The sequence below is a fragment of the Cupriavidus sp. 05T313 genome (assembly GCF_056396665.1).
In genome coordinates this window covers 1-19,508 of record NZ_JBFTLX010000282.1, presented here as the reverse complement: position 1 = coordinate 19,508, position 19,508 = coordinate 1, and the positions used below count along the sequence as shown (strand labels likewise).

16 protein-coding genes and 2 pseudogenes are annotated in these 19,508 nt (G+C 67.3%); 9 read left to right on the top strand and 9 right to left on the bottom strand.

Annotated features, from left to right (window positions below; genetic code table 11):
* Positions 1-198 precede the first annotated feature (198 nt).
* From AC1DKD_RS35730 to AC1DKD_RS35715, 4 genes and pseudogenes are all read left to right on the top strand, one after another.
* Positions 199-1,287, top strand: coding sequence for a 2,5-dihydroxypyridine 5,6-dioxygenase NicX family protein (locus tag AC1DKD_RS35730; RefSeq protein ID WP_477111658.1), 1,089 nt, complete (start codon positions 199-201; stop codon positions 1,285-1,287).
* 2 nt (positions 1,288-1,289) lie between these two features.
* The gene (locus tag AC1DKD_RS35725) at positions 1,290-2,111 is read left to right on the top strand and encodes an alpha/beta fold hydrolase (RefSeq protein ID WP_441624799.1); all 822 of its coding nucleotides are present in this window, start codon (positions 1,290-1,292) and stop codon (positions 2,109-2,111) included.
* An 83-nt stretch (positions 2,112-2,194) separates the two neighbouring features.
* A pseudogene (locus tag AC1DKD_RS35720) lies at positions 2,195-3,156 on the top strand (acyl-CoA dehydrogenase family protein).
* Complete coding sequence (locus AC1DKD_RS35715; protein ID WP_441624796.1) at positions 3,153-4,694, top strand: class I adenylate-forming enzyme family protein; 1,542 nt, start codon at positions 3,153-3,155, stop codon at positions 4,692-4,694. The pseudogene AC1DKD_RS35720 and the gene AC1DKD_RS35715 overlap by 4 nt, the downstream one beginning before the upstream one ends.
* A 24-nt stretch (positions 4,695-4,718) precedes the next feature.
* Here AC1DKD_RS35715 and AC1DKD_RS35710 read toward each other — a convergent pair whose 3' ends face one another.
* Positions 4,719-5,609: a LysR family transcriptional regulator gene (locus AC1DKD_RS35710; RefSeq protein WP_441624794.1), complete on the bottom strand. Its 891-nt coding sequence runs from the start codon at positions 5,607-5,609 to the stop codon at positions 4,719-4,721.
* Positions 5,610-5,801: 192 nt separating this feature from the next.
* On the opposite strand from AC1DKD_RS35710, the gene AC1DKD_RS35705 reads away from it, so the two are divergent.
* Together AC1DKD_RS35705 and msrA are read left to right on the top strand one after the other, a co-directional pair.
* Positions 5,802-6,749, top strand: coding sequence for a cyclase family protein (locus AC1DKD_RS35705; RefSeq protein ID WP_441625006.1), 948 nt, complete (start codon positions 5,802-5,804; stop codon positions 6,747-6,749).
* 107 nt (positions 6,750-6,856) lie between these two features.
* Positions 6,857-7,399 carry a peptide-methionine (S)-S-oxide reductase MsrA gene (gene msrA, locus AC1DKD_RS35700; protein WP_045236043.1) on the top strand — a complete coding sequence of 181 codons (543 nt, stop codon included), beginning with the start codon at positions 6,857-6,859 and terminating at the stop codon, positions 7,397-7,399.
* 15 nt (positions 7,400-7,414) lie between these two features.
* Here the strand turns inward: msrA and AC1DKD_RS35695 are convergent, their stop codons facing one another.
* The 5 genes and pseudogenes from AC1DKD_RS35695 to AC1DKD_RS35675 form a co-directional block, all read right to left on the bottom strand.
* Complete coding sequence (locus tag AC1DKD_RS35695) at positions 7,415-8,497, bottom strand: DUF72 domain-containing protein (RefSeq protein ID WP_477111656.1); 1,083 nt, start codon at positions 8,495-8,497, stop codon at positions 7,415-7,417.
* 6 nt (positions 8,498-8,503) lie between these two features.
* Positions 8,504-9,736, bottom strand: coding sequence for a class I SAM-dependent methyltransferase (locus AC1DKD_RS35690; RefSeq protein ID WP_441624792.1), 1,233 nt, complete (start codon positions 9,734-9,736; stop codon positions 8,504-8,506).
* A 162-nt stretch (positions 9,737-9,898) separates the two neighbouring features.
* Entirely contained in the window at positions 9,899-10,537 is a 639-nt protein-coding gene (pdxH, locus tag AC1DKD_RS35685; RefSeq protein ID WP_441624790.1) for a pyridoxamine 5'-phosphate oxidase, read from the bottom strand.
* Positions 10,538-10,673: 136 nt separating this feature from the next.
* Positions 10,674-11,499 (bottom strand): annotated as a pseudogene (locus tag AC1DKD_RS35680) (MFS transporter).
* Positions 11,500-11,782: 283 nt separating this feature from the next.
* Positions 11,783-14,065 carry an AsmA family protein gene (locus AC1DKD_RS35675; protein WP_477144335.1) on the bottom strand — a complete coding sequence of 761 codons (2,283 nt, stop codon included), beginning with the start codon at positions 14,063-14,065 and terminating at the stop codon, positions 11,783-11,785.
* Between the two features lie 188 nt (positions 14,066-14,253).
* Between AC1DKD_RS35675 and tcdA the strand changes: the two genes are divergently transcribed.
* A complete protein-coding gene (gene tcdA, locus AC1DKD_RS35670; RefSeq protein WP_477144334.1) occupies positions 14,254-15,141 on the top strand; it encodes a tRNA cyclic N6-threonylcarbamoyladenosine(37) synthase TcdA in 888 nt (295 codons plus the stop codon).
* Between the two features lie 9 nt (positions 15,142-15,150).
* Here tcdA and AC1DKD_RS35665 read toward each other — a convergent pair whose 3' ends face one another.
* Entirely contained in the window at positions 15,151-15,729 is a 579-nt protein-coding gene (locus AC1DKD_RS35665) for a P-loop nucleotide/nucleoside kinase family protein (protein WP_477111653.1), read from the bottom strand.
* A gap of 156 nt (positions 15,730-15,885) precedes the next feature.
* On the opposite strand from AC1DKD_RS35665, the gene AC1DKD_RS35660 reads away from it, so the two are divergent.
* On the top strand, positions 15,886-16,326 hold the full coding sequence (locus tag AC1DKD_RS35660; RefSeq protein WP_441624780.1) for a bacteriohemerythrin: 441 nt from the start codon (positions 15,886-15,888) through the stop codon (positions 16,324-16,326).
* Here the strand turns inward: AC1DKD_RS35660 and AC1DKD_RS35655 are convergent.
* Positions 16,323-16,712: a cupin domain-containing protein gene (locus AC1DKD_RS35655; RefSeq protein WP_045236051.1), complete on the bottom strand. Its 390-nt coding sequence runs from the start codon at positions 16,710-16,712 to the stop codon at positions 16,323-16,325. The two genes, AC1DKD_RS35660 and AC1DKD_RS35655, sit on opposite strands and share 4 nt — an antisense overlap.
* A gap of 81 nt (positions 16,713-16,793) precedes the next feature.
* Complete coding sequence (gene trxA, locus AC1DKD_RS35650; RefSeq protein ID WP_477111652.1) at positions 16,794-17,639, bottom strand: thioredoxin; 846 nt, start codon at positions 17,637-17,639, stop codon at positions 16,794-16,796.
* 247 nt (positions 17,640-17,886) lie between these two features.
* Here trxA and AC1DKD_RS35645 point away from each other — a divergent pair.
* Positions 17,887-19,508: long-chain fatty acid--CoA ligase (locus AC1DKD_RS35645; protein ID WP_477144333.1), on the top strand; the 1,622-nt coding region annotated here is incomplete at its 3' end.

Below are 19,508 nucleotides of genomic sequence, written 5' to 3'. Positions count from 1 at the left end.
GGCCTTGCCGGAGGCCTCAGGCATGCCCATCGTGCGGGCTCCACTGGGATCCATGAAATTTCATATATTATTTGCGCCAGCGACAAGAATCACAAGCACAAGCTAATGCGCCCGGCGGCGGCATCGGTGGGCAGACCCACCAAGACTGCCGCCGGGACCATGCCAAGACCACGGCAGGATCGCACCAGGAGGAGACAAATGCTCATCGAGCAAATCGAGCACCGCTGGCTGGCGGCTTTTCGGCGCACCCTTGAACTGTGCGCCCTGACCGCCCAGGAAGTGGTTGGGATTGTAACGGAGTCCCAATCCCGACGCGTCAATGTGGAGTTGGCTGAACTGGCCGTGCAATCGCTCGGCGCCACGCCGGTGCGCCTCCGGGTACCGTCCCCGGTGCTTCAGGCGCCAGCGCCGGTGCGTTCCACCGGGGCCAGCGATGCCCTGCAGCAGCTGGCACCCGTGGTAGCCGCCTTGCAGCGCTGCCACCTGGTGATCGATTGCACCGTGGAGGGCCTGCTCCATGCGCCCGAACTGCCCCTGATCCTGAAAGGCGCCGACGGCATCATGCCGCGCCTGTTGATGGTCAGCAACGAACACCCCGAAATCCTGGAGCGCTGCCTGCCCGATCCCGCGCTGGAGGGCAGCGTGCGCGCCGCGATGAAGCGGCTGCGCGGCGCGCGCGAGATGCGCGTGCACTCGGCGGCAGGCACCGAGTTGCGCGTCGGCCTGGCAAGCGCGCGCGTGGGCGGTGTCTGGGGCTACTGCAACAAGCCGGGCCAGGTCGCGCACTGGCCGGGCGGCCTTTGCCTGGCATTCCCCGCCGGCGGGCAGGTCAACGGCACCCTGGTGCTGGCGTCAGGCGACGTCAACCTGACCTTCAAGACCTACCTGCGCGACACCATCGTCTGCCATATCGAGGATGACTACATGGTCGGCATCGAAGGGCAGGGCATGGACGCCGACATGATGCGCGGCTACTACGCAGCCTGGGCTGACCGCGAAGGCACGCGCGATGCCTATGCGGTCTCGCATGTGGGCTGGGGCCTGAACCCGCAGGCCCGCTGGGATGCCATGACCTTCTATGACAAGCGCGACTGCAACGGGACAGAGTTGCGCGCCTTCGCCGGCAACTTCCTCTATTCCACCGGCGCCAACGAGGTGGCCGGCCGCCATACGCTGGGCCACTTCGACCTGCCGCTGCGCAACTGCACGATCACGCTCGACGGCGCGGGCGAGGTCGACGAGGGCCGGCTTGCCGGTCCAAGCCCATCCACCAAGGCGGATGCCTGAGCATGAACGCAAACACGAATCTCCAGATTCTCCCCAATGGCGTTGCCGTGGTCGCACAGGGCACAGGGCCGGTAGCCGTCTTGATGCTGCATGGCATCGGCGGCGGCAAGGCAGCGTGGCCGGCACAACTCGATGCGCTGTCGCAGGCGGGTTATCGCGCGGTAGCGTGGGACATGCCAGGCTATGGCGATAGCGCCCTGATCGCGCCTTACGATTTTGCCGGGCTGGCGCAAGCCTTGCAGCCGGTACTCCAGGCCGAGCGCGATGCCGGCAGGCGCGTCGTGCTGCTGGGCCACAGCATGGGCGGCATGGTGGCGCAGGAAGCTTACGCAGCCATGCCCGGCCTGATCGACGGCATGGTGCTGTCCGGTACCTCGCCCGCGTTCGGCAAGGCCGACGGGCAGTGGCAGCGCGATTTCGTTGCAGCGCGCACGGCACCGCTCGATGCCGGCAAGACGATGGCGCAGATGGCGGCCGGACTGGTGCGCGCCATGGTCGCGCCGGATGCCGATGCGCAAGCGGTGGCGTTCGCGGCCAGCGTGATGGCAGCGGTGCCGCCAGACACCTATCGCGCCGCGCTGCAGGCGCTGGTGCGTTTCGACCGGCGCGAAATGCTCGCGCGCATCGGCGTGCCGGTGCTGGCGCTGGCGGGCGAGCACGATGCCAATGCGGCACCGGCCGTGATGGAGCGCATGGCGCAGAAGATCGCCGGCGCCGAGTACCTTTGCCTGCCGGGCGTGGGGCACCTGGCCTGCATGGAGCGGCCGGTGGATTTCAATGCCGCCGTGCTGGGCTTCCTCGGCCGGCATTTCCCCGCGCGCTGAATACGGCGCCGCCAGTCAGCGAGCACAGAAAAATACCAACGAGGCATCGCCGCGTGCAAGCGGCGCCCCGGGAGACAACAGACATGCCACTGGACTTCATCCCTGCCGTCGGCAGCGCCGATTTCACCGAAACGCAGGCGCGCCTGCTGACACTGGCCAACCGGCTGGGCCGCGAACGCTTTGCCCCGCGCGCGGCGCAGTGGGACCGCGAGGCCAGCTTCCCCTTTGCCAACTACGACGACCTGCGCGAAGCCGGGCTGCTGGCCTTGTGCGTGCCGCGCGAGTTCGGCGGCGAGGGCGCGGACTTTGCCACCTATTGCATGGTGGGCGCGGAGATCGGCCGCTTCTGCGGCGCCACCGCGCTGACCTACAACATGCATATCTGCTCCACCATGTGGACCGGCATGTTGGCCGACGGCATCGCCATGACGCCTGAGCAGCGTGCCGAACACGAGGCGCGGCGGGAACTGCATTTCGCCCGCGTGGTCAGGGACGGCGCGATCTATGCCCAGCCCTTCTCCGAAGGCTCGGCGGCTGCCGCCGGGCGCGCGCCGTTCGGCACCACTACAAGGCTGCGCAGTCCTGGCCGGCGATGTTCTTCACGCTCTCGCCCACCTATCTCGGCGTGGCGCAGGCCGCCTACGATTTCACCGTGCAGTACCTGCGCGGCGAAGTGCCGGGCCAGCCGCCGGTGAAGCGCCGCATGTATCCCACCAAGCAGATCGCGGTGGCGCAGATGCGTATCCAGCTAGAGAGCATGCGCTCGATCTTCTGGCGCGTGATTCACGAAGCCTGCGCCAGTCCGTCCAAGGATGCGCGCATGCGCCTGTACGCCGCCCACTACACGGTGATGGAAGGCGCCAACGATATCGCCCGGCTGGCGATCCGCACCTGCGGCGGCCAGTCCATGCTTAAGGACCTGCCGCTGGAGCGCCTCTATCGCGATTCGCGCTGCGGCGCGCTGATGCTGCCCTGGACCGCGGAGTTGATCATGGACCGCATGGGCCGCGAGGCGCTCTACGAAGCGGGTGAGCGCGACGAATGAGCGAGCGTGCCGACCGGCTCTTCGCCGGCACCCCGGATCCGGGCGCCTTGCTGCGCGCGCTGCATGCGCACGTGAGCGTCGCACCGCAGCGTCCGGCGCTGCATAGCCAGGGCCGCACCATCAGCTATGGCAGGCTGTGGCGGCGCGTGGAGCGCGCATGCGCCCACCTGGCCGGCACCTGGGGCGTGCGGCCGGGCGATCGTGTGGCCACGCTGTGCCTGAACCACGATCTGCAACTCGCGCTGCTGTTCGCGTGCGCCAGGCTCGGGGCCATCTTCGTGCCGCTGAATTTTCGCCTGGCAGTGCCGGAGTTGAGCGCTATCGCCGCGCATGCGGGCATTCGCATGCTGTTTCACGACGCTCCGCACGCGCAGACCGCGGCGGAGGTGGCGGCAGCTGCCATGCACGCGCCCATCGACAGCCTGATCGACCGGCCGGCAGCGCTGGACACGCGGCTGCCGCAGCCATCGCAGCCGCCCGGGCAGGCACCACTGCTGCTGGTCTACACCTCCGGCTCCACGGGCCAGCCCAAGGGCGCGCTGCATACGCAGGCTGGCCTGCTGGCCAACGCCCGCGCGAGCTGGTGGGCGCACGGCATGACGCAGGACGACCATATCTTGTCGGCGCTGCCGCTGTTCCATGTTGGCGGCCTTTGCATCCAGACCTTGCCGGCGCTGCTGGCCGGGGCGCAGGTGACGCTGCACCAGCGCTTCGCGCCGGATGCCTGGCTCGCTGCACTGGCGCAGACGCGAGCCACGTTGGCGCTGATGGTGCCGGCCACGCTGCGCGCGGTGCTCGAGCATCCCGGCTGGCCGCGGGCGGATCTATCCTCGCTGCGCGGCGTGATGGCGGGCTCTTCGCCCATTCCCCGCGCGTACATCGATGCCTTTCACGCGCGCGGCGTTCCGCTGGGGCAGGTCTACGGCGCTACTGAAACGGGACCGGTATCGGTCGTCCTGCGCCTGGACCAGGCCATGGCGCGGCCGGGCTACGCAGGCTGGCCGCAGCCGGAGGTGCGGGTGCGGCTGGCCGGCGCGGATGGCACCGAGGTGGCCGATGGCGAAGTCGGCGAACTCTGGCTGGCCGGCGCCAACCTGATGCAGGGCTACTGGCGGCAGCCGGACCATCCGGACTTCCATGACGGCTGGTTCCACTCCGGCGATCTAGCCCATCGAAATGCCGACGGCTGTATCGAAGTGGTCGGGCGCAGCAAGGACATGATCATCTCCGGCGGCGAGAACATCTATCCGGCCGAGATCGAGAATGTGCTGCTGGGCCTGCCCGGCGTGCAGGACTGCGCGGTGGTTGGCCTGCCCGATCCGCGCTGGGGCGAAGTGCCGGTCGCGGTCGTGGTGCCGGCCGCGGGGGCGGACCGCGCCGCGCTGGCGCAAGAGGCGCTGCGCGAAACGCTGGCCTTRTCCATTGCGCGCTTCAAGCTGCCGCGGCGGGTGGTGCTGCTCGACAGCCTGCCCAAGAGCGCGCTAGGCAAGGTACTCAAGCCGCAATTGCGGGCCATGCTGGCCATGCCGTCTGGCTGACGCGCGCCAGGCCGCGCGCGCCTGCTATTGACCCCGCAAGGCCTCCGCCAGGAAGTCCATGAATATGCCGACCTTGCGTTGCAGATGGCGATGGCTCGCATAAAGCGCGTAGATGCTGCGTCCGGCCAGCGCATGCTCAGGCAGCACCCTGATCAGCTCGCCGCGCGCCAGCAACGGCAGCGCGATGAACGAAGGCAGCGCGCCGATGCCCATCCCGGCCAGCAGCATGTCGCTGAGCAGCAGGCTGTTGTTCGCCGAGAAGCGGGCCGGTACTTCGATGCTGGTGGTTCCCAGCGGCCCCTCCAGGTGCCAGCTGCCCGGATAGTCGGCCAACTGGTAGGCAAGGCAATCGTGGCCGCGCAGGTCCTCGACGCTGCGCGGCGTGCCGCGGGCTGCCAGGTAGCCGGGTGCGGCGCAGATGAACTGCTCGACCTCGCCCAGCCGCCTTGCGATCAGGGACGAGTCCGTCAACGCGGAGCGGATGCGCAGCGACACGTCGAAACCCTCCGACACCACGTCCAGCAGCCGGTCGTCCAGGGTCAGCTCGACCTGCAGCTGCGGGTAGCGCGTCATGAATGCCACCAGGATTGGCGAAAGCACCTTGAGGCCGAATGAGAGCGGCGCATTCACGCGCAGGCGGCCGCTGATCTCCTCCTTGCCCGCCGCCGTGGCCCGCTCCAGCGCATCCAGCTCGTCGAGCAGGCGGCAGCATTCGGCAAAGTAGGCGCGGCCGGTTTCCGACAGGCTCATGCGCCGCGTGGTGCGCAGGATCAGCAGCGCGCCCAGGCGCGCCTCCAGTTGACGCACCTGCTTGCTGACCGCCGCGGTTGATTGCCCGAGATCGGCGGCGGCCTGGCTGAAGCTGTCGCGCTCCACGACCCGGCGGAAGGTGCGCATGGCCGCAAGCAAATCCATATATTTTCCCTTGGGTTGAATATGTTTGTCTGAATGCGCAGATTATCTACCGAAGAATGCCTAATAGGATGGCGACATGGCTTCCACGTGGCCGTGGAAAGCGCCAACCTTTCAGGAGTTCCCATGTCGCAATCCATCCCGTCCCATCCCGCCCGCGCCGCCGGGCGCCGGTTCGCCAGGTTTTCCCTGTCGATGTTGTTAGCCGTGCTGAGCGGTGCCGCCGCCGCGGCGCCTCAGGTAGGCGTCAGCCCCTGGGGCCCCAAGGATGAGATAGGCCGGCTCAACCTGATCACCCCGGCCTCGCACGCGGCCATCATGGCGCGCGTCTCGGGCGCGCAGGCCTACGATCTGGCGGTCGACTACTTCATCGGCATGCCGAGCTGGCAGGCGGCCGGCGACCCGCCGTACCAGATGTGGATGACCCATACCCCGCACGGCAACCTGGTGGCCGACTCCATGCAGGTGGGCGAGGCGATGAACCGGCATGTCAGCTACAGCGGGTCGGCAGTTTCCATGTACGCGCACATGGGCACGCATATCGACGCGCTCAATCACTTCGGCCTGAACGGCAAGATCTGGAACGGCTATTCCGCCGCCGAGCACCTGGGCGATCGCGGCTGGAAAGTCACCGGCGCGGAGAAGCTGCCGCCGATCGTCGCCCGCGGCGTGCTGATCGACGTAGCCGCGGCCAAGGGACTGGATATGCTGCCCGACAACTACCGGGTGACCCGGCAGGACCTGCGCGACGCGCTGGCCATGCAAGGCACAGGGCTGCAGAAAGGCGACGTGGTGCTGATCCGCACGGGGCGCATGCAACATTATGAAAATGCCCAGGCGTACATGGCCAACCCGCCGGGCCTTGGCCTGGATGCGGCCAGGTTTCTCGTGGAAGAGGGCGGCGCCATGGTGGTCGGCGCCGATAACCTGAGCTTCGAGACCTTCCCGGCGGAAGTGCCCGACAACTACATCCCGGTGCACACCTATCTGCTGGCGCAGCAGGGCGCACCGATTATCGAACTGGTGAACCTGGAGGCGTTGTCGCGCGACCGCGTCTACCAGTTCGCCTTTATCGGCGCATCGCTGAAGTTCCGCGGCGCCGATGCCGCGCCCATCCGGCCGGTCGCCTTGCCCATCAAATAGCGTCGGCAAGACTCCGGCGCGGTCACCCGGTCCGGCGAGCCATACTTCGGCGGCAGGCCTGGAGCCGAACGAGTATGCTAGCTATTGTCACGAGCCGGAGAATCAAGATGGACAACGAGCGGGAAATTGCCACCCTGGGGGGCGGTTGCTTCTGGTGCCTGGAGGCGGTGTACCAGCAAGTCAAGGGCGTGCGCGCCGTGGAGTCGGGTTACACCGGCGGGCACGTGAACCATCCGACCTACGAGCAGGTTTGCGACGGCGACACGGGACACGCCGAAGTGGTGCGCGTGAGCTTCGACCCTTCGGTGATCAAGTATCGCGAGATCCTTGAGATCTTCTTTGCCATCCACGATCCCACCACGCTGAACCGGCAGGGCAACGACGTGGGCACGCAGTACCGCTCGGCCATCTTCACCCACACCGAGCCGCAACGTGCCATGGCTGAGTACGTGATGCGCGAGGTGACCGCGCAGAAGCTCTACGACGCGCCGCTGGTGACGCAGATCGAGCCCGCGCAGCCGTACTGGCGCGCCGAGGAAAGTCACCAGAACTACTACCAGAATCACCCGAACCAGGGCTATTGCTCCTTCGTGATCTCGCCCAAGCTGGCCAAGTTCCGGCAAAAGTTCGCCCACCTCCTGAATCGCTGAGGTGCTGGCCGGCGGCTAGCTGCCGGCCAGCCGTTCGGCAATCGCTTCGGCCAGGCGCAGGCAGGTCAGCGGCGCGGAGCCTTCGGCCTTGTTGCTGACGATCACGTAGGCGGGCTGGCCCGCCCGCAGCGTGCGTACCACCTGCTCCGCGATCACCGCGCGGGTATGCGGGTCTTCGTCGATCAGCCGGTCGAACGGCGCGTAGCGGGATTCGGCCTGCTCATAGGCAAAGCCGGCATGCAGCATCCAGCGCAACACCAGGGGACCGGGCTCACCTTCGTCCATCAGCGCCTGCGCCGGCAATTGCCGTTCCGCGGGCGGCATGCGCTCGCGCGCCGACAGGCAAAAACGTACGCCGCGTGCGCGCAGCAACTTGATAAAGCGGGGCGTGAGCAGGCTGGCGTCGCGCAGTTCCACCGCGTAGCAGGCGTGCGGCGTGGCGCCGGGGTCGAGTGGCGGCAGGGCGCCGAGGAAGGCGTCGAGCCGCGACAGGAAGCCGGCACTGTCCGCGGCCATCGCGCCCAGCGGCGAGAGCTGGAACAGCAAAGGCCCGCATTTGGTGTCGAGGCCCGCGGTGGCGGGCGCCACGAAATCCCGCGCGGCGATCGAGGCATCCAGGAAGCTGGCATTGGCGAGCCGGCCCGCACCCTCGGACGTGCGCAGCCACGGATCGCAGACGCTCGCCGGAGCCTTGACCAGGAAGCGGAAATGTGCCGGCACCTGGGCCGCGTAGGCCACGTGGTCGGCCAGCGGAATCGGTGCATAGAAGCCGCGATCGATGCCGGCGGCCCGCAGCAAGGGATGCTGGGAGTAGGCGGCCAGCCCCTTGCGCGAGAGCAGGCTGTCGCTGTATTCGCCCTGGTAGACCAGCCCGTTCCAGCCCCCATAGGACCATGACGACGTGCCGAGATGCAGGCCGGCCGGCAGGCGCTCCGCCAGCGCCAGCAGGGCAGGGTCCGGCTGCGGCGCCTGCACGATCTTGCCGCGCGCGGGTTTGGTGGCAGGCGTTGCCGGGTTCGCCCTGGCACTGGTTGCGGTAGTGCCGTGAGCGGGCGGCGCCGCTGGCTCCGGCAGGCCGCCGAACAGGTCTTCAGTCAAGTAGCTTCAGTCAAGCGATTTGTCGTAGATATAGCGACGCGACCAGGGCAAGCTCTGCGACGGCAGGCCGGCCTTGTGGCAAACCACCTGGTAGATCGACATCTTCTCGGTGTCGAAGGCATGCCCGCATCCTGCCAGGTAGATGCGCCAGATGCGGTACTTCTTTTCGCCCACCATGGCGCGGATGGTATCACCCTGGGCTTCGAAGTTATCCGCCCAGTGGCGCAGCGTGCGCGTGTAGTGGCCGCGAATCAGTTCGACATCGGTGGCCTCCAGGCCCCCGCGCTGCAGCGTGTTGAGCACCATGCCGATGTGCGGCAGCTCGCCCTGCGGGAAGACGTAGCGATCCATGAACTCGGAGCCGTCCATGGGCGTGGCGCCGCTGTCGGGATCGGGCGACGTGATGCCATGGTTCATGGCGTAGCCGTCGTCGGCCAGCAGATCGCGCATGCGGCTGAAGTAAGCGGTCAGGTTGTTCTTGCCCACATGCTCGAACATGCCGACGCTGGTGATGCGGTCAAAGGTGCCGGCGGTATCGCGGTAATCCTGCAGGCGGATCTCGATGCGGTCCGACAGCCCTGCCTGCCTGACGCGTTCGGTGGCCAGGTCGAACTGGTTCTGCGACAGCGTGATGCCCACGCAGCGCGCGCCGAACTTATCCGCCGCGCGCATCACCAGCGCGCCCCAGCCGCAGCCGATGTCGAGCAGCGTCTGGCCTGGCTGCAGCCGGATCTTGGTCAGGATGTGGTCGATCTTCTTGCGCTGCGCGGTGGCGAGATCTTCGTTGCCATGCTCGAAATAGGCGCAGGAATAGACCATGCCCGGATCGAGCCAGAGCCGGTAGAACTCATTGGAAACGTCGTAGTGGTACTGGATGGAGGCTTTATCGGCTGCCTTGGTGTGCGCGAAGTGCCGTGCCACCCGCGCCAGCGCGCCGCCGGCCTGTGCGCTGGCGGCCGCCGAGAAACGGTACGCCACGGCGATGATGTCGCTCAGCTTGCCGTCGAGATCGATTTTCTCCTGCACATAGGCTTCGCCGAGATTATCCAGGCTGGGCGTCAGCAGCAGGGGTAGCGCGCCCGCCTCGCGTACCGTGAGCGTCACCGCCGGCTGCTCGAAGCGGCCGAGCGGATACTCGTTGCCGTTCCACAGGCGCAGCCTGACAGGGAGATTGGCCCGATCGCGCAGATCGGCGATCCAGTGGTCCAGTTGCTTGTCCAGTGCTTGCTTGAAAAACATGCGGCCTCCCTCCTGACAGGTTGCGGCACACTCCTCGAACTCACAGCAGCGGGCAGGCGGGGCCTGCTCGTGGCGGCCGCCGCCTCCCGGTGGCGACCTTTATCCACTTTACGACAAATCTTAATATTGTGCAGTGCGCGGCCTTGGCGGCCGGCACCGCGTTCAGGGCGACAGGCGCACGATCTGCCAGGCACCATCCGCCTGCAGCCGGTAGGCGATCCGGTCGTGCAGGCGCGAAGGCCGCCCCTGCCAGAACTCGATCCGGGTCGGCACCACGCGATAGCCACCCCAGTGCGCCGGGCGCGGCGGGTTATCGCCGAACTTGGCGCGGAAATCCGCTTCGCGCTGCTCCAGTATCGTGCGGTCCGCTACCTCGCGGCTTTGCTCCGAGGCCCACGCGCCGAGGCGCGAGCCAAGTGGCCGTGTTGCGTAATAGGCATCGCTCTCGGTTTCGGTAACTTTTTCAACGCGACCTTCCACGCGTACCTGGCGCTCCAGTTGCACCCAGTGGAACAGCAGCGCCGCGCGTGGGTTGGCGGCAATGTCCAGGCCTTTGCGGCTTTCGTAGTTGGTGAAGAAGGTGAAGCCCATTGCGTCCATGCCCTTGAGAAGCACGATGCGTGCCGAGGGCTGGCCGTCGGCGTCGACGGTGGCCAGCGTCATGGCATTGGGCTCGGGGAGTTTGGCGTGGATGGCTTCATCGAACCAGCGCTGGAACTGGCTGATGGGATCGGACGCCACATCGGATTCGGACAGCGATCCGAGTACGTAGGTGCGGCGGAGGTCGGCGAGTTGGGTCATGTCGGATCAGGTATCGAGTCAGCAGGCCGCGCGCGGGCAGGCGCCCTGCGCGTGCGGCCTGTCTGCTTTGAGTATAGCGAAAGCGAAGCAAGCCGCATTTGCGCGCGCGCAAGTCGCCGGCGAGGCCGCTTGCGCTTCAGGCCGGCGGCGGAGGCAGCTTGCGGGCCTGGCCGCGCGAGTAGTAGCCCGCCACACCCATCGCGCCGGCCATCGACAGGAAGATCGGCAACATGCCAAGCGCCGTGCCGACCACGCCGAACGTCAGCGGCCACACTACCTGGCTGGTATTGAGCACGGCCGAGCGCAGGCCCAGCGCCTCGCCGGCGCGCCCGGTGGGCGAGGCCGTATGCAGGATGTTCATGACGTTGGGCTGGGCGCTGCCCAGCGCCAGCCCGAGCAGGAAGGCCAGGCAGCACATCAGCCAGAACGCGGTGACGAAGGGATAGATCAGGTAGGCCACCGCGCCGACCAGCAATGCAACGCGAATCACCTTCCACGTAGCCCATCACGACCGGGCCCAGCGTGCCGGAGAACGACAAGCCCAGCGCGTGCAGCGTGTAATTGCGCAGCCGAGTGGCATCGGTGGAAATCTGCCCGATCAGCAACTGCATGGCAACCTGCACCAGCATGAAGCCAACGCCGATCAGCGCGCAGGAGAGATAGAGCGCGGCAATGTCCGGCCACACCGCCGGCAGCAGCGTGCCCGCAGCCACCATCAGCGAGCCCGCCGTCATCGGCTTGCGCGGGCCGATCTCGTCGATGCGTTTGCCGGCGTGGATGGCGAGCAGCATCGGCAGCAGCGCATACAGCGACATCAGGATGCCGAGCGTGACGGTCGAGGCTTTGAGCGAGAGGGCGAACAGCGACACCACCACGCGGCTGGCATTGAAGGCCACGTGGTTGCACACCGTTAGCGCGATCAGGCAACTGATCGGCGGGACGGTGGCGTGTAGCGGCGTCATGCTGGGGCGGGGGCTGGAAGGAAATCGGAAAAAACAAGTGCGGCCGAAACCGCACCCAAGAAGGACTCCAACGCCGGAATCAATCCGCCGCCGGACATCCGCTTCGTGCCATGTATTGAAGACTTTGTTGTAAATGGCTGTTTAATTATGCGAGCGGCGTGGGCGATATACAACGACAGACTGTGCTTATGCACCAAAGTGTTGCGAAATTGCGTCGCGGAATATGCTCGTCAGTGGGCGCGTGTCGCCGACAGGCAACGCCGGGCCGGCAGCCCGGCACGGCTTAGCCGCCCTGGTACAGGGAAGTCTCTGGCGTAGCGCGCTGAGGTGGGCTGGGGCGCGCCGCACCCGCTGGCCGGGCGGGCGCGGCCCGTGCGTCGGGCGAGGGCGGGGGCCCGGCGCTCTGGCCGGTCTTGCCTGTGCTGCCTGTGCCCGGCTCCTGATAGGCCTGGCCGGGCGGCGGCGCGGTGGGGCGCTTGCGGATTTCCGCCAGCAGCCTGCCGCATTGGCTGCTCTCGTCGGCGGTGGAAAGGTCGATCAGCGGCAGGATGGCGGYGCCAACCGGCGCCACCAGCGCCAGCGCCACCACGCCGCCGGCGCGCAAGGCAAGCACGCCGATGTCCGGGCTGACCGATGGCTTCTTCAGCGTGCCGCCCACGTAGAGCGGCGAACGCAGCGAAAAAATGCGCAGGCCCTTGGACTCGGGCCGGACGGTGAGCGCAAGCCGCTCGCTGGCGAGGTCGACGGCGCCGCTGGTCTCGATCACCGCGTCCTGGGTGTCGAGGACGAAGGTGCGCGCGCGGGCCACCCCCTTGGTGAAAGTGAAATCGCTGACGCCGCAGTTGATCTGCACCGGCTTGTCGCCGAACAGCTGGCGGATCACCACGCTGCCCACGTTCAGGCCCATTGCCTCCAGCAGGAACTTGCTGACGGTGCCGTTCTCCACCAGCAGCTTGGCTTCGCCATTGGACGTGCCCAGCAGCGTGGCCACCGAGTTGCCGGTGGCGCTCAGTCTGGCGCTGCCGTTGAGCTCGCCGATGCTGGCGCGCATTGTCTCGAACTTCGGGAACAGTTGCTTGAGCTGGAGATGGCGCGCCTTCATGTCGATGGTGGCGGCCAGCGGCTCGCGCTTGCCGTCGAGTTGCAGCGACGACGTCAGGTTGCCGCCCGCCACGCCGAAATTCAGCGGGTCGAGCGTGAGCACGCCATCGTCGAGCTTGAGATGGGTGACGAGGTCGGTGATCGGCAGGTCGGTGGTGCGGATGATGCGGTTGCCCGTGAACTTCACGTCGGCGTCGATGCTGTCCCAGCGCTCCGTGCGGAATGGCGCTACCGGCAGGGCCTTGTCAGCCGGCTGGCGCACCGTGCTGTCCGAGGCAGCCTGCCCGGGCTTGGCGTCGGCGCCGATCAGCGGAGCCAGGTCTTCGAAGCGCAACTGGTTCGATTCCAGCTCGCCGGATAGCAGGGCGCGCGGCTGGCGCTGGGTGTACGTGAGCGAGCCGTTCAGGTCGCTGCCGCCGACGCGGCCGGTGAACTTGTCGTAGCGGTATTCCGATGCGCCCTTGCGCAGTGTGGCAACGAGCCGGCCGCGGGTTTCGTAGGGCGGGGTGCTCGGCAGCACGATGCCGGTCAGCGGGTAGAGCTTGGCCATATTGTCGCCCGACAGTTGCAGGTGCATGTCCAGCGCACCGAGGTGGGCAGGGTTGGTCAGCGTGCCCTCCACCACCGCGCGCGTATTGCCGACCCGGACATCGGCCTGCAGGGGAAAGGGCACGTTGGCGTCGCGCAGGCTCAGTACGGCACCGGCCTTGCCGCTGGCGTTGATGGTGGTCTCGTTGTAGCGGCCCGTGGCCTTCCAGCGGATGCCGTAGCGCGGACCGCCGGCGCTGCTTGCACTGCCGGCGTGGCCGGATGCGCCGATGGCACTGGCGGCCCCCGTGCCGGCCGCGCCGGACGCCGGCGGCGCGATCAGCGCGCCGTCGCGGGTCTTCTCATAGAGGGCCGCGTCGCCGATGGTGTCCAGGCGCGCCTGCAGTTCGATCTTCATCGCCTTGTCGGTCAGGGCGAGATCGCCGCGCGCCAGCGCCACTTCGCCGATATCCAGCCGCCACTGCGAAGGCGTTTTGCTTGCGGGGGTGGCGAAGGTCCAGTTGTTGCGCTGGTCCGCCAGCCGCTCCAGCCAGACTACGGGACTGTCTACGACGATGGTGGGAATCGCGATCTGATGGGAGAGCAGCGGCACCGGGCGCAKCACGAAGATCAGTTCGCGCACGGTGGCGAAGTTGGGCTCGCGGGCCCACTCCGGATTGCCAATGGTGATATCGCGCGCGGAAAGGCGCGGCCAGGGCACCCAGGTATGCCAGCCGGTTTCGCCCTCGGCGCCGCGCCAGGTCAGGGTAAGGTCGCCGTTGACGGCGAAAGGCCGGCCGATGGCCTCCGAGACCTTCTGGTTAAGCCATGGCTTGAGGCGGTTCCAGTCGAAGGTCAGAATCACCACGACGAGCGCAGCGATGAGCACCAGCGGTGTCAGTACACTCCAGAGAATGGCCTTGCGGCGCACGGGCATGGGGTCGGTTTCCTGATTGGCGCGGGCAGCCGCGCGCTGTCTGCGAGACAATGCGGCGGTCGAACCACGGCTGTGGGTATTGTATAGTTGCGCGCCCCGTTCTCCTGTCGGCGCTTGGCTGACAAGGTGCCTCAATGCGCGCTTTTCCCCCCAGTCTCTCTTCAAAACCAGCAAGCTTCGAGCAAGAAATGAGCAACCTCGTCCCGGAAACCTCCGTCCCGCCGGAACTGGCGCAACTGCCGCCGGCCCTTACCCACGAGAGCCCGGAGGACGACGACTACCACCGCCGTTTCGGCGGCGTGGCGCGCCTGTATGGCGCGGAGGGCCTGGCGCGGCTGGAGGCGGCGAACGTCTGCGTGGTCGGCATCGGCGGGGTGGGCAGCTGGGCGGCCGAGGCGCTGGCGCGCAACGCGGTCGGCCGCGTCACGCTGATCGATCTCGACCATATCGCGCTATCCAATACCAACCGCCAGATCCACGCGCTGGGCGATGCCTATGGGCGCGCCAAGGTGCAGGCCATGGCCGAGCGCATGGTGCAGATCAACCCGCGCTGCCAGGTCATGCAGGTTGACGATTTCGTTACCCCGGACAATGTCGTGGAACTGCTTGGCGGGTACGACTACATCATCGACGCGATCGACTCGGTCAAGGTCAAGATTGCCATGCTGGGCTGGGCGCGCCGCGAGGGCCGGYGCATCATTACCTGCGGCGGTGCCGGCGGCCAGCTCGACCCGACCCGTATCCGCGTCGTCGATTTCTCACGCACCGTCCAGGACCCGCTGCTGGCCAAGGTGCGTTCCAGCCTGCGCAAGGACTGGGGCTGGCCGCGCAATCCCAAGAGAAAGTTCGGCATCGACGCGGTCTACTCGGACGAGCCCTTGCGCTATCCCGAGCCCGAACAGCAGTCCTGCGAGATCGACGAGGCCCCGGAAGGCGCGCCGGCCGCGCCAACCGCGCCGCCAGCCGGCCCGCAGGGACTGGCCTGCTCCGGCTTTGGCTCCTCGGTGGCGGTGACCGCGGTGTTCGGGATGGTGGCGGCTTCGAGTGTGCTGGCCGCCCTCACGGCGCCCGACTGAGGTCTCGCGTCACGCCGCAAGGCGCGCCAGCAGGGCGGCCAGTTCGGCCTCGCCCGGCGCGGTGTTGTCGAAGTAGGCCAGTTCGGGGTACTGCTCCGGTGCGGGCATGAAGCGCCGCGTGCGGTAGTCGTCCCAGTGCGCCAGCTTGTAGGCGTCGTTGGGGTTGCCGCGCCGCACGATGCGGGCGCGGGCCTCGTCTTCCGGCAGGTGCACCCACAGCGTGCGTACCCTGGTGCCGGCGGGCACGCGCAGCCAGTCGGTGTCGTGCAGCAGATGGTCGCGCACCTCGCGCGATAGCGGACCCACGACGATCACACTGATGCCCAGCGCGAGATTCTCGCGCGCGGTATCGAGCAGGCCGTGGTATTCGGCATTGCGCAGGTGCTTGAGGTAGGTGGGGCTGTCGCGGTCGTTCGGGTCGCCGGTCAAGGCGCCCATCGCCGCGGCGCTGTAGGCGCCATAAAGCGTGTCCTTGTCGAGCAGGCAGAAGGGCTCGCCGGTGGCCTGCATCAGCGGGCCGATCAGGCGGTGGGCCAGTGTGGTCTTGCCGGTGCCGGCATGGCCGCAGAAGAAGAGCAGTCGGGGCATGGGAAGCCAGGGCGCAGCCTGGTGAGAGGAAAGAGCCAGCCGTCAGCATAACCCGCGGGCGCGGGCTGCCCCCGCCGCGCAGCGATTTGTCCTGGATCAGCCCCGCCCTGCGTGGATTCGGTATCCTTGCGGTTTGCGCGCTTTTGTCCTCTCGATATGACCGATTCCTCCTCCCCAAGCACCGCCACCCTGGCCTCCGACCTGCTGCTGGGCGAGCCGGTGACCGACGCCACCCACGCCGAATTCGTGCAACTGCTGGATGCCGCCACGCGCGCGGACGATGCCCGTTTCCTGGCGGCGCTGGACGAGTGGATCGATCACACCCGCCATCATTTCGGACAGGAGGAAGCGTGGATGGAGGCGATGGCCTTCGGCCCGCAGCATTGCCATCGCGGCGAGCACCAGCAGGTGCTGGCGGTGGCTGGCGCGGTACGCGAGAAAGTGGCGCAGGGAGACCTGGCGCTCGGCCGGCGCCTGCTGTCGGAACTACCGGGCTGGTTCGACCAGCATGTGAAGGGCATGGACGCGATGATGGTCAGCCACATGCGCGAGAACGGCTTCACGCTGATCGAGGCACCGTCCGGGCAGGTGGCCTAGTCTGCCTTGGCAGCCGCGCGGTCCAGCACGACAAAGTGCTTGCGCACCGCTTCGAGCACCTCGAACAGGCCGGTGAAGCCTGCCGGGATCACGCAGGCGTCGCCGGGGCCGAATTCGCGGGCATTGCCGGCGTCGTCGCTGATGCGCAGGCGTCCGCTGATGACATGGAAGAATTCCTCTTTGCCCGCCGGGAAGGCAATGCGCCAGGCGCCTGGCTCGCAAGCCCAGATACCGCAGTCGAAATCCCCCTGGCTGGCGCTGTAGTGCGTCCAGGTGGTGCGGTCCGGGTTGCCGGCGACCAGCCGGTCGGGGCGCGGCCGGTCGTGGCTGGGCAGCGGTTCGGGGGCGGTCTGGAAATCGGTCAGGCGGGGCGGGGAAGCAGTCACGGCGAGAACAGGATCAAGGCGAACAGGGGCGGCAGGGCCAAGTAAGGCGGCGGGCCCGGCCCGCCGCACGCACCCGGCAGTTTAATTGAGCGCCGAGGCCAGCAGCCGGCGCCAGCGCGCAACCGCTTCGGGCTGGTCGCTCATCAGCGTGAATACCGACAGCATTGCCGTGCGCCCGATATCGTCCTCGAAGGTGCGGTCCGTCCGCACGATGGCCAGCAGCTGTTCCAGCGCTTTCTCGTATTGCCGATGTGCGATCAGCGCGCGGGCCAGGTCCAGCCGCGCCCGCAGGTCGCCGGGCGCGGCGGCGACGCGGGCCTCCAGCGTGGCTGCGTCGGGCAGGTCGGAGACGCCGCGCATGGCCTCGATCCGGGTGCGCAATGCCGCGTAACCGTCCTCCTGGGCCGCGCCCGGCGACAGCATGCCGAACTCCGCCTGGGCCTGGTCCAGGGTGTCCTCGTCAAGCAGGAAGCCGATGTACTCGAGGCGAGCCGCGTCAAAGCCGGGATCGAATGCCAGCGCCGCCTGGAAGGCTGACCTGGCGGCGTCGCGGTCGCCCACGGCGGCATGGTCGAGCGCCGCGCGCAGGGCCACCTGGCCCGGATCGGGCATCACGCGGGCAATAAACTCACGCAGGCCGGACTCGGGCAGCACGCCGGTGAACTGGTCGGCCGCCTTGCCGTCGGCAAATGCCACCACGTGTGGAATGCTGCGCACGCCGAAATGTGCCGCCAGTTCCTGGTTTTCATCCACGTTCACCTTGGCCAGCCGCCATTTGCCGGCGGCTTCCCCTTCGAGCTTTTCCAGCATCGGCCCGAGGGTGCGGCAAGGACCRCACCAGGGCGCCCAGAAATCCACCAGCACCGGGATGTGGCGCGACGTCTCGATCACGTCCGTCTCGAAATTCTGCAGGGTTACGTCACTCATGGCTTAGTCTCGAAAGTGGCACACCCGCGGCGGGGCCGCGAGGGAAAACGCGCAATGACGCGCCTTGCGCGCCGACCTCCCGCATTTTGGGGCGGGACCCGCCGATTGCAACCGTGGCCCATCGAAGCAACGATGGGCAAGGGTAAGCGATGGATTGAAAATAGAACGGTCGTTCGGTTATATTCCTTGATTCATTGCTTCACTTGCATTCCAAGACCAGGTCGGACAGACCGCACAGGAGACCCTTATGCAGACCACCCAGCCCGCGCGCCCGCATTTCCAGTTCTGGCCCAAGCGCGCGCCCACCGAGATCGTGCTGCCGGAGACCTCGCTCTGGTACAACCTGGTGGTCTCCGCGCAGCGCTACCCCGACAAGGCAGCCATCCGGTATTTCGGTAACGCCATCACGTTCCGGGCGCTGGAAGCCCAGGCCAGCGCAGTGGCGGGCTGGCTGCAGCAAAAGTCGGGCGTGAAGAAGGGCGACCGGGTGCTGCTCTACATGCAGAACTGTCCACAATTCATCATTGCCTACTACGCGATCCTGCGCGCTGACGCCGTGGTCGTGCCGGTGAACCCGATGAACCGTACCGAGGAATTCAAGCATTACATCAGCGATGCGCAGGCTACCGTGGCGATCTGCAGCGCGGATCTCGCCGGCGGGGCCGAGCAGGCCAACGCCGAGCTGCCGGCCGGTGAGCGCCTGCAGCATCTGCTGGTCACGCAATACAGCGATGCGCTGCCGGCCAGCTACGAAAACCCGGAAGACGCCCCGGCGGCCTGGCTGACCACCCAGCATCCGCTGCCCGCCGGCGCTACGCCGTGGGCCGAAGCGCTCGCCGCGCAACTGGTGCCCGGACCGCATACCGCCGGCCCGGACGACATGGCGGTGATGCCCTATACCTCGGGCACCACCGGTTTCCCCAAGGGTTGCATCCATACCCACCGGTCCGTCATGCATAACGTGGTCGGGGGTGGCATCTGGAGCGGCAGCGGCGCGGAGTCGACGATCCTGTCGGTGCTGCCGCTGTTCCACGTGACCGGCATGCAGTACGGCATGAACGGCCCGATCTATAGCGGCGCCACCGTGGTCATGCTGCCGCGCTGGGACCGYGAAGTMGCSGGCCGGCTGATCTCGCGCTACCAGGTCACGCACTGGACCAACATCCCGACCATGGTCATCGACTTCCTGGGCAGCCCGAATCTCGACCAGTTCGACCTGTCGAGCCTGCGCTATATCGGCGGCGGCGGCGCGGCGATGCCGCAGGCGGTGGCCGAGCGCCTGAAGCAGCAGTTCGGCCTGAACTACATTGAAGGCTACGGGTTGTCCGAGACCATGGCCCCGACCCACAGCAACCCGGGCGACCGGCCCAAGCTGCAGTGCCTCGGCGTGCCAAGCTTCAATACCGACGCGCGCGTGATCGACCCGGTCACGCTCAAGGAGGTGGCGGTCAATGAGGTCGGCGAGATCATCGTGTGCGGCCCGCAGGTGTTCAAGGGCTACTGGCGCAAGCCGGATGCCACGCGCGATGCCTTTATCGAATTCGAGGGCAAGACCTTCTTCCGCACCGGCGACCTGGGCCGCATGGACGAGGAGGGCTACTACTTCCTCACCGACCGGCTCAAGCGCATGATCAATGCGTCGGGCTTCAAGGTGTGGCCGGCCGAGGTCGAGAACCTGCTGTACAAGCATCCCGATGTGCAGGAGGCCTGCATCATCGGCACGCGCGACGCCTACCGCGGTGAAACGGTGAAGGCGGTGGTGGTGCTAAAGACGCATGCCAGGGGCAAGACCACGCCCGAGGACATCATCGAGTGGGCCAAGGAGAATATGGCGGCCTACAAGTACCCGCGCGTGGTGGAGTTCGTCGA